The organism is Erythrobacter aurantius (genome assembly GCF_023823125.1).
GTDB classification, from domain to species: domain Bacteria; phylum Pseudomonadota; class Alphaproteobacteria; order Sphingomonadales; family Sphingomonadaceae; genus Erythrobacter; species Erythrobacter aurantius.
The window spans coordinates 2,511,028-2,529,493 of record NZ_CP090949.1 but is presented as its reverse complement, the minus strand read 5'-3'; the positions used below and the strand labels follow the sequence as shown (position 1 = coordinate 2,529,493).

General features: G+C 62.2%; 15 protein-coding genes. 4 read left to right on the top strand and 11 right to left on the bottom strand.

The features are described 5' to 3' along the window. Positions 1-11 precede the first annotated feature (11 nt). The 10 genes from lpdA to L1K66_RS12030 form a co-directional block, all read right to left on the bottom strand. On the bottom strand, positions 12-1,415 hold the full coding sequence (gene lpdA, locus L1K66_RS12075) for a dihydrolipoyl dehydrogenase (protein ID WP_252258102.1): 1,404 nt from the start codon (positions 1,413-1,415) through the stop codon (positions 12-14). Between the two features lie 100 nt (positions 1,416-1,515). Continuing rightward, positions 1,516-2,751 carry a class I SAM-dependent methyltransferase gene (locus tag L1K66_RS12070; protein ID WP_252258101.1) on the bottom strand — a complete coding sequence of 412 codons (1,236 nt, stop codon included), beginning with the start codon at positions 2,749-2,751 and terminating at the stop codon, positions 1,516-1,518. A gap of 10 nt (positions 2,752-2,761) precedes the next feature. Further along, positions 2,762-3,985 (bottom strand): 2-oxoglutarate dehydrogenase complex dihydrolipoyllysine-residue succinyltransferase, encoded by a 1,224-nt coding sequence (gene odhB, locus L1K66_RS12065; RefSeq protein ID WP_252258100.1) that lies wholly within the window; start codon positions 3,983-3,985, stop codon positions 2,762-2,764. A 31-nt stretch (positions 3,986-4,016) separates the two neighbouring features. Next, complete coding sequence (locus tag L1K66_RS12060) at positions 4,017-6,833, bottom strand: 2-oxoglutarate dehydrogenase E1 component (protein ID WP_252258099.1); 2,817 nt, start codon at positions 6,831-6,833, stop codon at positions 4,017-4,019. Positions 6,834-6,858: 25 nt separating this feature from the next. Next, positions 6,859-7,749 (bottom strand): succinate--CoA ligase subunit alpha, encoded by an 891-nt coding sequence (gene sucD, locus L1K66_RS12055; protein WP_252258098.1) that lies wholly within the window; start codon positions 7,747-7,749, stop codon positions 6,859-6,861. Next, entirely contained in the window at positions 7,750-8,238 is a 489-nt protein-coding gene (locus L1K66_RS12050; RefSeq protein WP_252258097.1) for a hypothetical protein, read from the bottom strand. It lies immediately after the preceding gene. Further along, complete coding sequence (mdh, locus tag L1K66_RS12045) at positions 8,231-9,193, bottom strand: malate dehydrogenase (protein WP_252258096.1); 963 nt, start codon at positions 9,191-9,193, stop codon at positions 8,231-8,233. The genes L1K66_RS12050 and mdh overlap by 8 nt, the downstream gene beginning before the upstream one ends. 268 nt (positions 9,194-9,461) lie before the next feature. Beyond that, positions 9,462-11,453 (bottom strand): putative bifunctional diguanylate cyclase/phosphodiesterase, encoded by a 1,992-nt coding sequence (locus L1K66_RS12040; RefSeq protein WP_252258095.1) that lies wholly within the window; start codon positions 11,451-11,453, stop codon positions 9,462-9,464. A 96-nt stretch (positions 11,454-11,549) separates the two neighbouring features. Then, entirely contained in the window at positions 11,550-11,900 is a 351-nt protein-coding gene (locus L1K66_RS12035) for a hypothetical protein (RefSeq protein ID WP_034954421.1), read from the bottom strand. A gap of 172 nt (positions 11,901-12,072) precedes the next feature. Continuing rightward, positions 12,073-13,251, bottom strand: a complete 1,179-nt coding sequence (locus L1K66_RS12030) for a cell wall hydrolase (protein WP_252258094.1) — start codon at positions 13,249-13,251, stop codon at positions 12,073-12,075. 181 nt (positions 13,252-13,432) lie between these two features. Here L1K66_RS12030 and L1K66_RS12025 point away from each other — a divergent pair, with 181 nt between their 5' ends. Genes L1K66_RS12025 through L1K66_RS12015 form a run of 3 tightly spaced genes read left to right on the top strand, consistent with a single transcriptional unit; the run spans position 13,433 to position 15,959 of the window. Continuing rightward, complete coding sequence (locus tag L1K66_RS12025; protein ID WP_252258093.1) at positions 13,433-14,248, top strand: ABC transporter substrate-binding protein; 816 nt, start codon at positions 13,433-13,435, stop codon at positions 14,246-14,248. Next, positions 14,245-15,213 carry a FecCD family ABC transporter permease gene (locus L1K66_RS12020; protein WP_252258092.1) on the top strand — a complete coding sequence of 323 codons (969 nt, stop codon included), beginning with the start codon at positions 14,245-14,247 and terminating at the stop codon, positions 15,211-15,213. Before L1K66_RS12025 ends, L1K66_RS12020 begins: the two co-directional genes overlap by 4 nt. After that, positions 15,210-15,959 (top strand): ABC transporter ATP-binding protein, encoded by a 750-nt coding sequence (locus L1K66_RS12015; RefSeq protein WP_252258091.1) that lies wholly within the window; start codon positions 15,210-15,212, stop codon positions 15,957-15,959. Before L1K66_RS12020 ends, L1K66_RS12015 begins: the two co-directional genes overlap by 4 nt. A 291-nt stretch (positions 15,960-16,250) precedes the next feature. Here the strand turns inward: L1K66_RS12015 and L1K66_RS12010 are convergent, their stop codons facing one another. Beyond that, the gene (locus tag L1K66_RS12010) at positions 16,251-16,634 is read right to left on the bottom strand and encodes a guided entry of tail-anchored proteins factor 1 (protein ID WP_252258090.1); all 384 of its coding nucleotides are present in this window, start codon (positions 16,632-16,634) and stop codon (positions 16,251-16,253) included. Positions 16,635-16,775: 141 nt separating this feature from the next. On the opposite strand from L1K66_RS12010, the gene L1K66_RS12005 reads away from it, so the two are divergent. After that, positions 16,776-18,368, top strand: coding sequence for a hypothetical protein (locus tag L1K66_RS12005; protein WP_252258089.1), 1,593 nt, complete (start codon positions 16,776-16,778; stop codon positions 18,366-18,368). The last annotated feature ends 98 nt before the right edge of the window (positions 18,369-18,466 follow it).

The window sequence follows — 18,466 nt, the reverse complement described above, 5'->3', positions numbered from 1 at the left end:
GCGCTCCTGTATTACATATGGATCGGCTTGCCCTGCACCGCCATGGCCGCTTCCTTGAAAGCTTCGGCGTGGGTCGGGTGCGCGTGGCAGGTGTAGGCGATGTCTTCGGACGTCGCGCCGAATTCCATCGCCTGCGCGGCCTGTGCGATCATCGTGCCGGCAAGGCTGTTGATCATCCACACGCCCACCACGCGATCGGTTTCGGCATCGGCGATCACCTTGACGAAGCCGTCGGTGTCGCGGTTTGCCTTGGCGCGGCTGTTGGCCATCATCGGGAACTTGCCGACTTTCACGCTGCCGCGTTCCTTGGCCTCTTCTTCGGTCAGGCCGACGCCTGCGATTTCCGGCGCGGTGTAGACGACGCTGGGGATCACATCGTGGTTCACGATGCCGGTCAGCCCTGCGATGTTTTCGGCAACCGCAATGCCTTCATCCTCGGCCTTGTGCGCCAGCATCGGGCCGGGCACCACGTCGCCGATGGCCCAGATGCCGTCGATCTTGGTGCGGAAATCGTGGTCGATCTCGATCTGGCCGCGATTGTTGACTTGAAGACCCGCCTTGTCGAGCGCCAGCCCATCGGTGTTCGGGCGGCGGCCGATGGCGACCAGCACATGGCTCGCCTCGATCACCTGTTCATCGCCGCCGGCAGATTTTTCGACCGTCAGCTTCACGCCCTTCTTGTCGGCCTTGGCACCGGTGACCTTGTGGCCGAGCATCATTTCCATGCCCTGCTTCTTGAAGATCTTGTGCGCTTCCTTGCGCACTTCGCCGTCCATGCCGGGGAGCAGCTGGTCGAGGAATTCCACCACAGTGACCTTCGCGCCCAGACGGCGCCACACGCTGCCCAGTTCGAGGCCGATCACACCGCCGCCGATCACGACGAGGTGCTCGGGCACTTCTTCCAGCTCAAGCGCGCCGGTCGAATCGACGATCCGCTTTGCCGCATTGTCGACTTCGACGCCGGGCAGGGGGGTGACGCTCGATCCGGTGGCGATGACGATGTCTTTTGCAGTGACGGTCTGATCGCCCACCTTCACGCTGTGCGCGTCTTCGAATGCAGCGTGGCCTTTCAGCCAGGTGACCTTGTTCTTCTTGAACAGGAATTCGATCCCGCCCGTCAGCTCGCCCACGGCCTTGGTCTTTTCGGCCATCATCTTACCGAGGTCGAGCGTCGGCTTTGCGGTGATGCCCCAGGTGGCGAAGTGGCCGCCTTCGGCTTCCTCGAACAGTTCCGAACCATGCAGCAGCGCCTTGGACGGGATGCAGCCGACGTTGAGGCAGGTTCCGCCCAGCGTTTCGCGGCTTTCGACGCAGGCGGTTTTCAGACCCAGCTGCGCGGCGCGGATCGCGGCAACATAGCCGCCCGGGCCAGCACCGATGACAAGGCAATCGTAGTCGTAGGAATGTTCGGCCATGGTTCGAATGATCCCGTTATCTATGGCGTGTGTTTTCGTCCGGAGCCCATGTAGGCAATGAAGGCCGCAAGTGCCATTGCTACTTTCGGCCAAACTGTTGTCATTTCTTGCGCCGCAAGTGCCAGTAAATGCCCACTGTCACATATTTTTCGAGCGCGGGTATGATCGAAGGTATCAGCATCGCCTTCAGCGCCAATGCCTTGAGCGGGTGGCTTGCGACATTGCGGCGGGCGGAGACGATCTCCACCGGCAATCCTTTGAGCGCGGCGCGGAAATCGGCTGGCGTCGCCCCGCTAAAGCCCAGTTCCTGGATCGTCTCGGGCGAATTGCCGTCATCGTCCACCAGCCTGTCCAGGAAGGCGCGGTTGCCGCGCGGCAGATGCGCCCATGGGATGCGGGTTTCCATCAGTCGGTGATGGCCGAAAGGGGAATGCCACAAGGGTGCGAAACCGATGAAGAGTTCCCCTCCGGGCTTGCACGCATCAACGACCTTGGCGAGCGTTTCGGGCAAGTCCATCACGTGCTCCATCACGTCGACGGAGGTGACGATGTCGGCGGGTTCGATGTCCATCTTGCGGATGTCCTGACAGGCAAACCGCGCGCGCCCGTCCCATTGGCTGGCGACTTTCCAGTTGGCAAAATCGACATAGGACTGGTTGAGCTCGATCCCCAGTGCGCTGTCCGCGCCGGCTTCCATCATCCGCTGCACCATGCCGCCACGTCCGCAACCGAAATCGATCACGCGCTTGCCCGCTACATCGGGAATCCCGCCAAAGCGCGCCCAGAATTCGGGGAAGCGATCGCGCAGGAAATCAGCGTAGCGGCGCTCGTCGAACTTCATCCGGTCGAAGAACGCGCGGGCTTGTCCTTCCTGCGGATTGAGATGGGCTTCATAGATGCCCTGCCACGGCAGACCCTTCCTGACAGTTTCAGGTGCGGGTTCGGGATATTTCGCCTTTACCCGTTCCTGATCCTCCGGGGGCAGCGAGCGGAGCCAATCAAAGAAGACGTGCCAGTAATCCTCGCCATGCCCCATGCGCCAACCGATGGAGCCACGCGGAATGTCTGGCGCATAGACCCACGGAGGGGGCAGCAATCCCTCTTCGTCCCGGTAGGTATCGGCATAGGCAACCGGATCGTATCGCGGCACGCCCAACACGTCATAGAACAGACCGCCACACGCTTCTGGAGGGGTGTGAGCGGCCTTGTACTCTGCCTGCTGCGCGTCGCCGAGGTTGGTGAACCAGTTCCGCCACTCCTCCAGATAGTCGCTCTTTGCGACGATCCAGAATTTGTCGGCGAACTTTTCAGGCTCGACTTCCCACGGCGGGCGCATCGGTTTGACCTTACAGGTCGATCAGCATCCGGGTCGGATCTTCGATCGCTTCCTTGATGATCTTGAGCGCGGTCACCGCCTCGCGCCCGTCGATCAGGCGGTGGTCGTAGGACAGGGCGATGTACATCATCGGGCGGATCACGATCTGGCCGTCGACCACGACCGGGCGGTCTTCGATCCGGTGCAGGCCCAGCACCGCCGACTGCGGCGGGTTGATGATCGGAGTCGACATCAGCGATCCGAACACGCCGCCGTTCGAGATGGTGAAGGTGCCGCCCTGCATGTCGGCCATGGTCAGCGTGCCTTCCTTGGCGCGCTTGCCAAAATCGGCGATGTCTTTCTCGATCCGGGCAAAGCCCTTGTCCTGGCAATCGCAGATCACCGGAACGACGAGGCCGTTGGGCGCGCTGACGGCCACCGAGATATCGACGTAGTCGTGGTACACGATCTCGTCACCGTCGATGTATGCGTTGACGGCGGGCACGTCCTTCAGCGCGAGGCAGGCCGCCTTGACGAAGAAACCCATGAAGCCGAGCCGGATGTCATGCTTCTTGGCGAACAGGTCCTTGTACTTGTTGCGCGCCTCGATCACCGCCGACATGTCGACATCGTTGAAAGTGGTCAGCAGCGCTGCATTTTCCTGCGCGCCCTTCAGCCGCTTGGCGATGGTCTGGCGCATCCGCGTCATCTTCACCCGCTCTTCGCGGCGTTCACCCGTGGTCGCAGCCGGAGCGGCTGGTGCTGCGGGTGCAGGGGCAGGGGTGGGCGCGGGCGCGCTCTTGGCCTTGGCTGCGGCCAGCACGTCTTCCTTGGTCAAGCGGCCATCCTTGCCGGTGCCCTTGATGGTGGAGGGATCAACCCCGTGTTCCAGCACCGCGCGGCGCACCGCAGGCGACATGGTGACGGCGGCATCGCCGACGGCTTCCTTGGCGGCAGCAGGTGCCGGGGCAGGAGCGGGAGCAGGCGTGTCCGATTTCGCAGCGGCAGACGCGCTCGCGCCTTCCTCGATCACCGCGATCACCGCGCCGACTTCCACCGTGTCACCCACGGCAAAGCGGTGTTCGGACAGGATCCCGGCGACGGGCGAGGGCACATCGACAGCGACCTTGTCGGTTTCGAGGCTGCAGATCGGTTCGTCGACGGCGACCGCGTCGCCCGGCTGCTTCAGCCATTCGCCGATCGAGCCTTCGGTGACCGATTCACCCAGTGCCGGGACAGTGATTTCAGTGGCCATTTTCGTATTTCCTCAGCTTTGCTGAATTCGTTTACTTGGTGAGACCGAGCGCGTCGGCGACGAGTTTCGCCTGCTGCTCCGCATGACGTTTGGCGAGGCCCGTGGCGGGCGATGCGGCGGCATCGCGTCCGGCATAGACCGGGCGCTTGCCGTCATGCCCCGCAGCGGTCAATGCGTCCTCGATCTGGTTCTGGACGAAGAACCACGAGCCGTTGTTCTTCGGTTCTTCCTGACACCAGACGACCGTTTCAAGATTGGTCATCCGCGAAAGCCGCAAGGCCAGCGGATCGCCGGGGAAGGGATAAAGCTGTTCGATCCGCACGATCGAAACGTCTTTCAGCCCTTCTTCCTCGCGCTTTTCGTGCAAGTCGTAATAGACCTTGCCCGAACACAGCACGAGCCGCTTGACCTTGTCATCCGCCACTTCGGTGATGTCCGACAGGATGCGCTTGAACTGGCTTTCGCCGAGGAAGTCCTCGCGCGTGCTCTTTGCCAGCGGGTGACGCAGCAGCGATTTCGGCGTCATGATCACCAACGGCTTGCGGAAATTACGCAGCATCTGGCGGCGCAGCACATGGAAGTAATTCGCCGGAGTGGTGATGTTGCAGACCTGGATATTGTCGTTCGCGCACAGTTGCAGGAACCGTTCGAGCCGGGCGGAGGAGTGTTCCGGGCCCTGGCCTTCATATCCGTGCGGCAGCAGCATCACGAGCCCGTTTGCGCGCAGCCACTTGGCCTCGGCTGCCGCGATGTACTGATCGATCATGATCTGCGCGCCATTGGCGAAGTCGCCGAATTGCGCTTCCCACAGCACCAGCGATTTCGGGTCCGCCATTGCAAACCCGTATTCAAAGCCGAGCACACCGTATTCGGACAGGGTGCTGTCATAGACCTCGAACTTGCCGTGCGGCAGGGTGGTGAGGGGAATGTACTTCTCCTCGGTCTTCTGATCGACCCACACGGCATGCCGCTGCGAGAAAGTTCCGCGTCCGCTGTCTTGTCCCGACAGGCGTACGCCGTAGCCTTCCATCACGAGGCTGCCGAACGCCAGCGCCTCTGCCGTCGCCCAGTCGAAGCCTTCGCCGGTTTCGAACATGTCGGCCTTGGCCTTGAGAACGCGGCCCAGCGTCTTGTGGATGTCGACACTGTCGGGAACCGTCGTCAGCACCGTACCGATGCGGTCGAACATCTTGGGTTCGATCGCGGTTTCGATATTGCGACGCGCGGTTTCATCGTCCGCCGGCTTGTTGAAGCCCGACCAGCGCCCGCCGAACCAGTCGGCCTGATTGGCGGAATAGCTCTTGGCCGCCTCGAATTCTTCTTCGAGCATGGCGACGAATTCCGCCGTGACCTGATCCCGGTGGCCTTCCTCAATCACGCCTTCTGCGATCAGCCGCTGTTCGTAGACGCGGCTCACCTTGGGGTGCTTGCCGATCATCTCGTACATCAGCGGCTGGGTGAACTTGGGTTCGTCGCCTTCGTTGTGGCCAAAGCGGCGATAGCACCACATGTCGATCACGACATCGCGGTGGAAGGTCTGGCGGTATTCGACCGCCAGCTTGCACGCGAAAGTCACCGCTTCGGGATCGTCGCCGTTGACGTGCAGGATCGGCGCCATCACGCCCTTCGCCACGTCGGACGGGTAAGGCGACCCGCGCGAGAATTTGGGCGAGGTGGTAAAGCCGATCTGGTTGTTGATGATGAAGTGGATGCAACCGCCCGTGTCATAGCCGGGCACGCCCGACAGCGAGAGGCTTTCCCACACCACGCCTTGACCCGCGAATGCGGCATCGCCGTGGATCAGGACAGGCAGAACCTGCTTCTTGTTGTCGAGATCGTCGCGGATCGCCTGCTGCGCGCGCGCCTTGCCTAACACCACCGGGTTCACCGTTTCGAGGTGCGACGGGTTGGGGGTGAGCGACATGTGCACGCTGATCCCGTCGAATTCGCGATCGGTTGAGGTCCCGAGGTGATATTTCACGTCGCCCGAACCACCCACGTCCTCCGGGTTGGCGGTGCCGCCCGAAAATTCGTGGAAGATCACCTTGTACGGCTTGGCCATCACGTTCGCGAGAACGTTCAGACGGCCACGGTGCGCCATGCCGTAGATGATTTCGCGCACGCCAGCGCTGCCGCCATGCTTGATCACGGCCTCCAGCGCCGGGATCATCGATTCCCCGCCATCGAGGCCGAAACGCTTGGTTCCGACATATTTGCGGCCCAAGAATTCCTCGTACTGCTCCCCGCGCAGGACGGCGGCGAGGATCGCCTTTTTGCCTTCGGGGGTGAAGTGGATCGTATCGCCGGGGCTTTCGAACTTGTCCTGCAGGAAACGGCGTTCCTCGGTGTCGGCGATGTGCATGTATTCTAGGCCGACCTTGCCGCAATACACTTCGCGCAGGCGATTATAGAGTGCGCCCACCGTGGTCCATTCCATGCCCAGCACGCCGCCGACATAGACTTCCTCGTTCTCCTTCCCGGCAAGGCCGTGGAAAGCGAGCGAGAGGTCTTGCGGTTCGCTGCGCTTGGTCGACAGGCCCAGCGGATCGAGATCGGCGGCCAGATGGCCGCGCACACGGTAAAGCCGCACCAGCGTCATCGCCGCGATCGACAGGCTGGCCGCGTTCTCGATCGCCTTGGGATCGGTCGGCTTGCCCGCGGCCTTCGCCGCCTTGGCAACCGCTTCCTTGGCATCGAGCAGCATCTGAGTGGGGTCCATTGCCCCAGTCAGATCGGCTCCGGCCTCGGATACGGTATCAAGCCATGCGGGATTGCCCCAGGACGGGCCGGGTTGCGGCCCTTCCTGGTCGGTCATCTGCGGAATGAAATCGTGCTGTTCTTTACCCATGTGGGTTCTCCTGGGGAGGGAGGGGTTACGCCATTTCCTTCAGCAGATCGGCAAGCGTGGTGCCGAGTTCCGAAGGCGAGGGCGAAACGCGGATGCCGGCAGCTTCCATCGCTGCGATCTTGTCTTCTGCGCCGCCCTGTCCGCCGCTGACGATCGCGCCAGCGTGGCCCATGCGGCGGCCCGGAGGCGCGGTGCGACCGGCGATGAAGCCAACCATCGGCTTCCTGCGGCCCTTGGCGGCTTCCTGTTTGATGAATTCGGCGGCTTCTTCTTCGGCGCTGCCGCCGATTTCGCCGATCATGATGATGCTCTCGGTTTCCGGATCGTCGAGGAACAGGTCGAGCACGTCGATGAAGTTGGTGCCGTTCACAGGGTCGCCGCCGATGCCGACAGCGGTGGTCTGACCAAGGCCCACCATGGTGGTCTGGTGCACGGCTTCATAAGTAAGCGTGCCCGAGCGCGAGACGACGCCGACGCTGCCCTTCTTGAAGATCGAACCCGGCATGATGCCGATCTTGCATTCGTTCGGGGTCAGCACGCCGGGGCAGTTCGGGCCGATCAGGCGCGATTTCGAGCCCTTCAGCGCCGCCTTGGCGCGAACCATGTCGAGCACCGGAATGCCCTCGGTGATGCAGATGATCAATTCCATCTCGGCATCAATAGCCTCGCAAATGGCATCAGCGGCAAAGGGCGGGGGTACGTAGATGCACGAAGCGGTCGCGCCGGTCGCAGCCTTGGCTTCGCGCACGGTGTCATACTGCGGCAGGCCGATATGCTCGGTTCCGCCTTTGCCCGGCGTCACACCCGCCACCATCTGCGTCCCGTAATCGAGCGCCTGCTGCGTGTGGAAAGTGCCGGTATTGCCGGTCATCCCCTGGGTGATGACCTTGGTGTCTTTGTTAATCAGGATCGACATTCAGTTTGTCTCCGCTTTCGTCCCTACGACTAGGCGCAGGCTTGGTTTTTCCATTGTTCCAGCTGGTGCAATTTGAACGATGTGCCCTTGCGCCCGAAAGGTGATTTTTCCTTCGTCATCCGGGGCAGGCAGCCTGCCGCCAAACGCGTCGGTGAACTGCTTCATGACGTCGAAGGATTCAATGCGAGCATTGACCATGCAAACCCCGTTGCCTTCCAAGGCGCTGAGGATGATGATCGGGCTGCGTTCCGCATGACCGAAGATGATTGGCCCGCCTTCGATGGGGTTGCCGTCGCCGTCTGACATGGTGGCACGAGCCCAGCCAAGCGACGTCAGCGAAGCGACATCAATCGCTCCGCTTTCGGTTGCTGCAAAGCAATCGTTATAGCTCTCGAAGATTTGGGGCAGGGGCGCTTCACGCAGTTGCGCCGCGGCCGGAGCCGCGGCGAGAACCGCAATCGCAAGCGCCGCAGAGGCTTGCTTAAGCAAGGCTGCTATCCAGACCCTTGCATGCCTCGAGCAGTTCTTCGACCGCGTCGGTCGAGACCTTGAGGTTGGCCCTTTCTTCGTCGCTCAGTTCGATTTCGACCACGTCTTCGCAGCCGTTCGCGCCAATCACGGTGGGCACGCCGACATACAGCCCGTCGAGGCCGTACTTGCCTTCAACGTAGCTGGCGCAGGGCAGGATGCGCTTCTGGTCGCCCAGATAGGCTTCGGCCATGGCAATCGCGCTGGTGGCGGGGGCGTAATAGGCCGAGCCATTGCCGAGCAACTGGACGATCTCGCCGCCGCCTGCGCGGGTGCGCTTGACGATCTCGTTGATGCGCTCTGCGGGAACGCCCTTGATCTTGGCGTAATCGTTCACCGGAATGCCGTTGATCGTGGTGTAGCTGGTGACAGGCACCATGGTGTCGCCGTGGCCGCCGAGGACGAATGCGTTCACGTCCTTGACCGAGCAGCCGAATTCCCACGCGAGGAAGGTCGCAAAGCGCGCGCTGTCGAGCACGCCTGCCATGCCGACCACCTTGTTGTGCGGCAGGCCGGAAAATTCGCGCAGCGCCCACACCATCGCGTCCAGCGGGTTGGTGATGCAGATCACGAATGCGTCGGGGCAGTTGTTCTTGATGCCTTCGCCGACGGCTTTCATCACCTTGAGGTTGATGCCGAGCAGGTCGTCGCGGCTCATGCCAGGCTTGCGCGGAACGCCGGCAGTGACGATCACCACGTCTGCGCCCGCGATATCGGCGTAATCATTGGTGCCTTTGATGTTGGCGTCGAACCCTTCGATCGGGCCGCACTGGCTGAGGTCCAGCGCCTTGCCCTGAGGCATACCTTCGGCGATGTCGAACAGGACGATATCGCCCATTTCCTTCTTCGCGGCGAGGTGGGCGAGCGTGCCGCCGATCATGCCGGCGCCGATGAGGGCAATTTTCTTGCGGGCCATAGGTGTTATCCCTCCCAGGGAAATACGGGACGAAAACAGACCATAGGGGCGTTTCCCCGGCATTCGTCCCACTCGCCGGGCACCCGCATCTGGCGGCGGGGTAGGCGGGTGAAAGGGGGATTGCAACCATCAAAAGGTCGCATTTCTCAACTATTTTTGCAAATAGTTTGCAAGAGCAATAAGCCTCAGGTTATACCTGTCCTGCGGCGGCTCTAGCGTCCATGCCATTGCTGTTGTGAGAGAGGGACAGGCGCGATGCCTGCGAATGTCAGCCCAGCGCCTTGCGGCCTTCCTGTTCGCGTTCCTGCGCCAGCAGCATCGCGGCAAGGTAGTCGGGCACGGCGCGGCTGAAGTAATACCCCTGGCCAAGATTGCACCCGGCATCCTTCACCGCCTGCACCTGCTCGATCGTTTCCAGCCCTTCGGCGACGATATCCATGCCGAGCGTGTTGCCCATTTCGGCGACGGCACGGATGATCGCGTCGCTCTTGCGCCCGACCTGCGTGCCGGAGACGAAGCTGCGATCGACCTTGATCTTCGAGAAGGGGAACTTGTTGATGTAACCGAGCGAGGAATAGCCCGTGCCGAAATCGTCGAGGGCAAAGCGCACGCCGATCTCCGACAGTTCCTCGATAAACGACGCGGTGGCGTGGTTGTCCTCGATGAACAGGCTTTCGGTGACTTCCAGCTCCAACCGGCGCGGATCGAGCCCTGCTTCGCGCAAGGCATTCTTGATACCCAGCGCCGCGCCCGGAGCGCGGATCTGCAGCGGCGAGAGGTTCACCGCCAGGGTCACTTCTTCGGGCCAGCTTGCCGCAACGCGTGCGGCCTGCGCGGTGATCCAGTTGCCCAGCGTCACGATCACGCCGGTTTCCTCTGCCACCGGAATGAATTCGTCGGGGCGCAATTCGCCTTTTTCCGGGTGGAACCAGCGTACCAGCGCCTCGAAGGTCTTGATCCGCCCGGTCTCCAGATCGACGATCGGCTGGAAGAAGATCGACAGTTCGTCGCGTTGCAGGGCAGAGCGCAATTCGTCCTCGATCTCGCGGCGGCGCACCAGATCGCGGCTCATCGCACTGTCGTAGAAGCAGGTTTGCGAACGCCCGCCGACCTTGGCGTGATACAGCGCAAGGTCCGCGCTCTGCATCAGCGTGTCGGCATCGCGTCCATGTTCGGGCAGCATCGCCACACCCAGCGAAGCGCGCACTTCCAGCCGCTCGCCGTCGATACGGAGCGGGCGCATGATTTCAGCGTGAACTTCGCTCGCAAGCCGCTCTGCGTCCTTGCGCCCTGTGATGGGGCAGAAAACGATGAATTCATCGCCGCCGAAACGGGCGACCGTCGCGCCTTCGGGTGAAACGCTGCGCAGCCGTTTTGCCACTTCGTTCAGCACCCTGTCGCCAACCGGGTGGCCGAGCAGGTCGTTGACTTCCTTGAAACGGTCGAGGTCGATCCAGAAGAGCGCGAGGCAGGTGTCGTCTTCGACCGCCATCATGGTTTCGACCATCGCGTGATTGAGACCGGCGCGGTTGGCAAGGCCCGTCACGACATCGGTTCGGGCAAGAATCTGCATCTTGTCAGCCAGTTTCTTGCTGGTTTCCGCAGCCGCGATCGAATCGCGCAGAACCTTGAAGATGTTGGTCGCGATGGAAATCATCGCCGGGATCAGCAGCAGGATAGTGAAGCCCAGCGCGATGAAACCGATGCTGCCGACCCAGAAACAGGCAAGCGCGATCGGCACACAGGACAGGGCAAGTTGCCCGATGGCGATTGTCAGGCGTCCGGCGTTGCGCGCCGAAACGCCGATGCCATAGCCTAGAGCATTGGCAACCATCAGCACCACGACTTCGGCGTTGGTGCCCACCAGAATGGTGAAGGCCGCGGTGCAGCCCAGCGCCAGCGCATAGCTGAAAGCGCCGACTTCATAGACCATTTCGAGCGTGGCGGTGCTGTTGCCTTCGCTATCGGGGGAAAGGCCGAGCGCCGCGACGACACGCGCCACCGCGATCATGCCAAGAATGACCGCCGCAACCCATAGCTCCGGCAGGCCGGCGATCCAGGCAGAAACGCCGGCAGCCGAAACTGTCGCCAAAGCCCCGATCGCGAGGCTGGAAGGTTGGGCATAGAGAGTGGTGACGAGCATGCGACGAACACGCTCGGACAGCTGGTCCGAGCGTTCGCGCGATGGCTGTTCACGCCCTTGCTCCAGCCCCGGCCTTGCGGGGTGGAGGAGCGCATTCAGGAAACGGGTCACTCCCATACAATGACCCGGTTAGATCAAAGTGGTCAAATACAGGTTAACGCGCAATCTGGGGTGCGGCTGTCTGACCCGCACAGGCCGTGCGACGGTTATGGTTTACGGCTGCGCGCGATCGACCGGGAGGTTGGGCGAAAGCATTTCCGCCTGCCGTGCCAGCCTGCGATCCAGTGTGCGGGTGATTCCCAGCCACCACTGATACCCTTGGCGATCCCCGGCAAAGAATGCCTCTTCGGCTTTGGCCCGGGCCTCGCGTGCGGCGCCAAGGCCGTGCTGGGCAAAATGCCGCAGGGCAGCGCGCAGGATCTGGTCGTTCGCCGCCTGGCTGGCCGATCCATCCCCGTTGTCATTGGCCACGCGTTCCATCGCGCGGGCCACCATCGCCCGGGCAATCGGGGCGCAAGCCGGAGAACGCCCGGGAACTTTAGCAGCAGCGAAATGGATGGGCATGGGCCTTGCGTATCCGTTCATGGCGTTGCCCCGATGTCGTCATGTCAGACCACAAAGGCGGGCAGTGCGCGGGTGTTCAAGCAATAAGCGGTGCAATAGGGGCGGGCCCGCTAAGGCTTGGTGTCACTTCACGGTTGAGAGCGCGTTAACCGTGAATATGTCACGGCTCGATCTAGCGGGGCTGAGCCATTGCACCTTCGTTGGCGCGTTCGGTTGCAAGCCGGCGTTCTTCATTGGCGAGCGCGGCGCGCGCCGCGTCGGTTTTCCACTGGCCTGCCCGCGAGTAATCCTGTCGCACCTGGCCGACGGCGGAATAGGCGGGATCGGCCAGAATCGGCTCGGGCGCGGGTGCCGCTTGGCGCGATGGTGCGGACGAAGACACCGGCGTGGGCAAAGGACCGGCTGTCACTTCGGTAGAATACTGCAGCCTTGGCGCGTCTCCCGCAGGCGGCGGGGTCACGCGTCCGCTCACGCCCGGTTCGAACCCGGCATAGCGTGTGGTGAACGCGCCTTTCTCTCCTGCCGCGCCGCGATTGCGATAGAAACGGTGCGCGCCGATAGTGCCGACATGATCAAGTGTCGCGGCCCAATAGGGATTGACCCAGAGCGTGTGGTAATGGGTCGCATGGCCCACTGGGGCGTAGACGCTGCCTGACAAGGCCTCGCTGGCGATCCGCCGGGCGCGGTCCCAGCTTGCGCCGCGTGCCTTGCGCGAAAGGCTCCCGTCGCAGGTGAAGGTGAACTGGCACCCGGTTGAGCGTTCCGAACCCTGATACACCACCCCGCAGACGCTGCCCGGCCAATTGGGATGAGCAACCCGGTTGAGCACGACCTGCGCGACGGCGCGCTGGCCGGCTTCGCTTTCGCTGGCGGCTTCATACCATACGGCCTGCGCCAGACATTCGAGAGCGCGATCATGGCCAAGGCCGGCACCGCTGAAGAAGGGGCGGGCTGCGGGGCCGACATCGATGATCTCGCCGAGTTCGCGGCCTGCTTCCGCTCCGGGATCGCGGGCATCGGTTGTCGGCAAAGCGATCAGCGAACCGGTGGAGGGCGGATCGGCGAGGAAGTAGAATGCCGAACCGGGGAAGCTCATCCCCGGACGTTCGAAATCCATTGGCGGATTGTCGGCCATTTGCGCGGCGAGGCGGGCGCTGACCAGTTCCGCCTCTGTCGGCGCATCGCCCGGCAGTTCGCCGAAATCGCCGGGTGTAGCCATGGCGGGGACGGTGATGATCGCCAGCAACACCGCGATCCGCTTGCGCAGGGTGCGTGCGCCGTCGTCGCGCAGTTCGTTCCTGCGCGAGGTATCTGGAGCCTTGCGGGCAAGAAGATGGCGGAGCGGGTTCATGGCGCGCTTTGGCGCGTAGCGGGGAAGGGGGGCGCAAGCGAGCGGCCTGACACCCGCTGTCCCGAAAGCAAACAGCTTGATCAAACCGGTTAACAAGTCGGGCCACGCGCCCGCTTGCAGGCTTGCAGCGTGCCGCCTATCGCTGCGGGCGGATATGGGATGGCGCGGGATCAGATCAGGAGTGGCAGGTTGTGCGCTGACGCTGGCGGCTTGCGCGCCGACTGCGCCGGATATGCGTGGTGGTGAGGAACTCTTGCCCTCTGGCCCGACCATCGTCAGCCTCAACCCGTGCCTTGATGCAATAATCGTCGAAATCGCCGATCCGTCTCAGGTGCTGGCGTTGTCGCATTACAGCCGTGATCCCGCTGCAAGCTCTATCCCGCAGGGCGTGGCGCGAAGTTTTGGCTTCACCGGAGGCACGGCGGAGGAGGTGATCGCGCTTTCGCCCGATCTGGTGCTTGCCTCGATTTTCATCGTGCCTGCCACGCGCGACGCGCTGGAGCGGGCGGGGCTTCGGGTCGAAACCTTCGGCAGCCCCACAAGCACCGTCGAAAGCGTTGAGCAAGTGCGCGCGCTCGCTCAGGCCGTGCGGCGCGAGCCCGAGGGAGAGGCGCTGGTGCAGCGGATCGAAGCGGCGCGGGCGGGCGGCGAGGCAAAGACGCGCCCGGTTTCGACGCTCCTGTGGCAGCCGGGAGAGATCGTCGCGGGCGAAGCGACGCTGGTCGCCGAAATGCTGCAATCACGCGGGTTTCAAAGCCACGCCGCGGCAATGGGTCTGGGTCAGGCTGATCATGTTGCGCTGGAGACCGTGCTGGCCGATCCGCCTGAGCTGCTGCTGGTCGCGGGAGACAGCGCGGGGCAGGGCCACCCGTTGCTTGCCCGACTTGAGCAGACGCGGGTGGAGCCGGTCGATCCCCGCCTGCTGTTCTGCGGCGGCCCCAGCGTGATCGCGCTGGGACAACGACTGGATGAAATCCGTGCGGGGCTGCGGCCATGAACCGCGCCACGCTGACATTCGCCGCGCTGTTGGCGGTGCTGGTGCCGCTGTCACTGCTGGCGGGGAGGGTATGGATTTCCCCGTTCGGCGATGCAGGGCCGGACAACGCCGCGCTGATCCTGATGGAACTGCGACTGCCACGGGCGGTGCTGGCGATAGTCGTGGGCGCAGGTCTTGGCGCGGCGGGGGCGGCAATGCAGGGATATCTGCGCAATCCGTTGGCCGATCCGGGGCTGTTCGGCATCGCGCCGATGGCGGCATTGGGCGCGGTTGCAAGCTTCTGGATCGGGGCGACATGGGCGCTGCCAATGGCGGCTTTGGCAGGCGCGGGTCTCGCCATGGCGCTTCTCGCGCTGATCGCAGGGCGCACCCCCGCAGGCGCGGGGGGAGGCATCGCGCTGTTCACGCTGGCCGGGTTGATGATCGCGAGCCTTGCAGGCGCGCTCACCGCTCTGGCGATCACCATGGCACCCAGCGCCTTTGCCCTGTCGCAGATCGTCATGTGGCTCAACGGCGCATTGACCGATCGTTCATGGGCAGAGGTATGGATCGCCGCACCGCTCACGCTCGCGGGGATCGGGGTGCTGCTGCTCGCCGCGCGCGGGCTTGACGCGCTGACTCTTGGCGAAGCAGCGGCGCGATCGCTCGGCATGGACCCGCAGCGGCTGCTGTTGCTGCTCGTCGCCGGAGTGGGCCTGACAGTCGGAGCCGGCGTGGCGGTGGCGGGGATCATCGGCTTTGTTGGCCTGATCGTCCCGCATCTCGTCCGCCCGATGACCAACCGGATGCCGTCTTCGCTGTTGCTGCCCAGTGCGCTGGCGGGTGCGTGCCTTGTGCTGGCGGCGGACAGCGCGGTGCGCACCCTGCCCTTCGTCACCGAACTGCGGCTGGGCATTGCGCTGTCGCTGATCGGTGCGCCGTTCTTCCTGTGGCTGCTGATCCGGATGCGGAGGGGAACGCTGTGAGCATTGCGGCCGAACAGCTGGCGCTGGAGCGCGGCGGAGCAAGGGTGCTCGACGGGATCAGCGCCGCGCTTGCCCCCGGACAAATCACCGCCATCGTCGGCCCCAATGGAGCGGGCAAGTCCTCGCTGCTGCTCGCGCTCGCAGGCCTGATCGCGCCGCTATCTGGGCAGGTGACGCTGGACCTTGCGCCGCTCGCCACTCTCGATCCGGTCACGCGGGCCAAGGCGATCGGTTACCTGCCGCAAGGGGCCGATATCGCATGGGACGTGGCGGTGGAGACGCTGGTGGCACTGGGCCGGATGCCGCATCGCGATGATCGCAAGGAGCCGGTCGACGCCGCGCTCGCCGCGCTTTCGCTGGAGACGCTGCGCCATCGCCCGGTCAGCACGCTTTCCGGCGGAGAGCGCGCGCGGGTGCTGCTGGCCCGCGTGCTGGCGGGGGAACCGCGCTGGATCCTCGCGGACGAACCGCTCGCCGCGCTCGACCTTGCACACCAGCTGGCCCTTTGCGGCCATCTGCGAGACTGCGCCAGCACAGGCGCTGGGGTGGTGATCGTGCTGCACGATCTCGCGCTCGCGATGAACCATGCGGATCGGGTGCTCGTTCTGGATCGCGGAACCACGGCTGCGGACGGGGCGCCGCAAACAGCTCTGTCGTCGCAGGTGATCAAGCAGGTCTGGGGCGTCGATAGCCAGTGGTTAGGCCAACCGGGTCAGAACGCGCTGGTGACGCTGACCCAGGGCTGACAGGTGCAACGTCCACCTTGGGTGTCCCCAGAAGCGCGATCTAACCCGGCGCGGCGCTAGGGGCACCGAGCCCTTCCTCTGTCAGTCAACCGACTGCCCAAAGGTGCGACCCGAAGGGCTGAAGCGGAAGACCTGCAAAGAGAACCCCTGTATCGGGAAAATACCGTAGAATTGCGCCTTCATTTTTTCTGTAGCCCTTTGGAAAATCCCGGAATTCTGCGGATTACGAGGGTGAAAAAATTTGTAGGAAGGGCATTTCCAGGGGTTCAGTGCGCCTATTTCGGCCCTCGATCACCCCGCGCAATAGCGGTATTCGCCCGCTTCGCAGCGGCGAACGGCTTCGCGCCATTGCTCCATCCGGCGTTCGTATTCGGCGCGGGCCTGTTCGTGATCGGCCAGGGCCTGCGCATGGGCGCGCCGCGCCTCCCATCCGCGCGCATATTCGGCATCGCGCGAGCGGACGTAACGTAATTGTTCGCGATTGAGGCGACGGATTTCCGCCCGGTCACGCGCCAGTTCTTCCGCGCTGAGTCCGCGGCACTCTTCGGGATTGCAGGCAAAAGCGGGGGCGGCGGCAAAGGGCAATGCGGGAATGACAAGGCTGGCAAGCGCCAGCGCGGCGACAAAGCCGGCGCGCGGGGCAACGTGGGAAAAGGGGGAACAGTTGTGCGACATCAAAGGCTCCTTTCAACCCCACAACGCGAACCGCAGGGCTTTATTCCCTGACAGCCTGCCGCCCGAGAGTTGAAAGGAATGCTCGCAAACAGGGTAAACCGGAAGCTTGTGTTTTGGCGGCTCCAGTTCGATACGGCAAATATGGAAGATATTCTGTCGCGGGCGAAAATTCTCGAGTCTCGTATGGCCGAGAAGTCGACTCAATTTTCGAAAGTCATCGCGCTTCGAGCCACATTACGAACAATTCCGTTCTTATCTACATCGGGCAGGTGGGGTGCTAATCCCTTAGACCAGAGGCTTCTAATGGTTGGCCTGCGCGCGTTGGTTCTCGTAGTTGCAAAGGGTCGACTCGATCAAGATATAGAACGTCAACACCTTAATGAAATAATGAGTATTAGCAATAACACTCCAATTGATCATTTGGCTACTGCCGTCTCTCATGCTTTAAATGCTTTCTCTATTCAAAATTCGAACGATAGCTCAAATTCATCTAGAAATATAAGAATGAATGCAGCGGTTCATGCTGCGCATGCAGTGCAAATGGCTGGAGATTTTATTGCATACCCAGATTATAAGGGGGAGGCGATTGTTCAATTTTGGGATGATGTTGAAGGGGATTTCTTTTCAGCGGACCGAGGTTCAACCGCAGATAGGATATTGAATTCCCCGCTACGAAGCCATTGGCCAAAGAGTCCAGACGAAGTGAACTGGCAAAAAACCTCAAGCTACTTACGGAACAATTGCAATGCAGGAATTTGGTCTGAATGGGGTAACCGCCAGCTTGATGGGCTTTCTCATTCATTTGCAAATTTCGATGATGTGGCGGAGAGGAGTTTTTACAAACAGTTATCAGAATTTGATAACGATTGGTGGGGTCGCGAGCCGTCTATTGTAAATGCCGATATTCAAGCAATGGTCGAGGCATTGCGCAGACCATTCTTGCCTTCAGAAGACGAGCTTGAGCAAAACCCTCGTGCTTTTACTTTTACTATCGATGATGAGGGGCGTTCGGATCTTGACCAGGAGCTTCTTCCGAATGGACTTCAAGGAGATGACGACGAGCGGGACAATCATAGCGAAATTCTCCGCCTGATTGACAATGCGGCTCTGGCTACAGCCGGTGATACAAACGCAAAGGACATGGCGGAGCCGACCGATTTGCTAAGGGAGTCGGTCGGGGAGACGGTCGAAGATTTGCGACCACGCCTGTTTATTCTGCGCGCGCGGGAAGTGATAAGACAGGTCGCTGAAAGGGAGAGTGGCGAGAGTATGAATCCCCAACTCTCGGAGACGCAGCGCGACGCATATCTGCCGCTAGTCGAAGCGTTGAAGATGATGGCTGAGTTCAGCCCCAAGCTTGCAGAACTTTGGCACGGTAAGTTTGGTCAGACCGGGGAGCCGCTAACTCGCGAAGTGCTGGATCTCATTGCTTCGGCATTTCGCGCGTCGGGACAAACCACGAAGCTTGCGCAAGAGATTATCGAGGCGAGCAATGCGCAGGTTTCTCCCAATGCACCAGATGACGATCCAGCACGGATCGCGGCAAGTGAGACGAGTCGTAATGTCGTGCGAAGGATGGGAGGGGCGCTGAAAAGGGCTGGCGATGGAGCCAAGAACATTGAAAGTGTAGTTTCTCTTGGTGAACGTGCTGTCAGCATATGGAACTTGTTGCGAGGCAGGCTTCCCGATGGAGAAATTATCGCTCGTATCCTAAGCTTCTTTGACGGCGGATAGATCCAGCACAGCAACCAACCTTCTTCTCACGCATTGTAAACGCAATGCACAGCGGGCAATCCGTGGATCACACCGAACGTTCGCCATTGCGCCTCTTT

What these genes read in the sequence shown, in the direction of transcription:
- lpdA (WP_252258102.1), bottom strand. Translation starts at nt 1,415, where the DNA reads ATGGCCGAACATTCCTACGACTACGATTGCCTTGTCATCGGTGCTGGC.
- L1K66_RS12070 (WP_252258101.1), bottom strand. Translation starts at nt 2,751, where the DNA reads ATGCGCCCGCCGTGGGAAGTCGAGCCTGAAAAGTTCGCCGACAAATTC.
- odhB (WP_252258100.1), bottom strand. Translation starts at nt 3,985, where the DNA reads ATGGCCACTGAAATCACTGTCCCGGCACTGGGTGAATCGGTCACCGAA.
- L1K66_RS12060 (WP_252258099.1), bottom strand. Translation starts at nt 6,833, where the DNA reads ATGGGTAAAGAACAGCACGATTTCATTCCGCAGATGACCGACCAGGAA.
- sucD (WP_252258098.1), bottom strand. Translation starts at nt 7,749, where the DNA reads ATGTCGATCCTGATTAACAAAGACACCAAGGTCATCACCCAGGGGATG.
- mdh (WP_252258096.1), bottom strand. Translation starts at nt 9,193, where the DNA reads ATGGCCCGCAAGAAAATTGCCCTCATCGGCGCCGGCATGATCGGCGGC.
- L1K66_RS12040 (WP_252258095.1), bottom strand. Translation starts at nt 11,453, where the DNA reads ATGGGAGTGACCCGTTTCCTGAATGCGCTCCTCCACCCCGCAAGGCCG.
- L1K66_RS12035 (WP_034954421.1), bottom strand. Translation starts at nt 11,900, where the DNA reads ATGCCCATCCATTTCGCTGCTGCTAAAGTTCCCGGGCGTTCTCCGGCT.
- L1K66_RS12030 (WP_252258094.1), bottom strand. Translation starts at nt 13,251, where the DNA reads ATGAACCCGCTCCGCCATCTTCTTGCCCGCAAGGCTCCAGATACCTCG.
- L1K66_RS12020 (WP_252258092.1), top strand. Translation starts at nt 14,245, where the DNA reads ATGAACCGCGCCACGCTGACATTCGCCGCGCTGTTGGCGGTGCTGGTG.
- L1K66_RS12010 (WP_252258090.1), bottom strand. Translation starts at nt 16,634, where the DNA reads ATGTCGCACAACTGTTCCCCCTTTTCCCACGTTGCCCCGCGCGCCGGC.
- L1K66_RS12005 (WP_252258089.1), top strand. Translation starts at nt 16,776, where the DNA reads ATGGAAGATATTCTGTCGCGGGCGAAAATTCTCGAGTCTCGTATGGCC.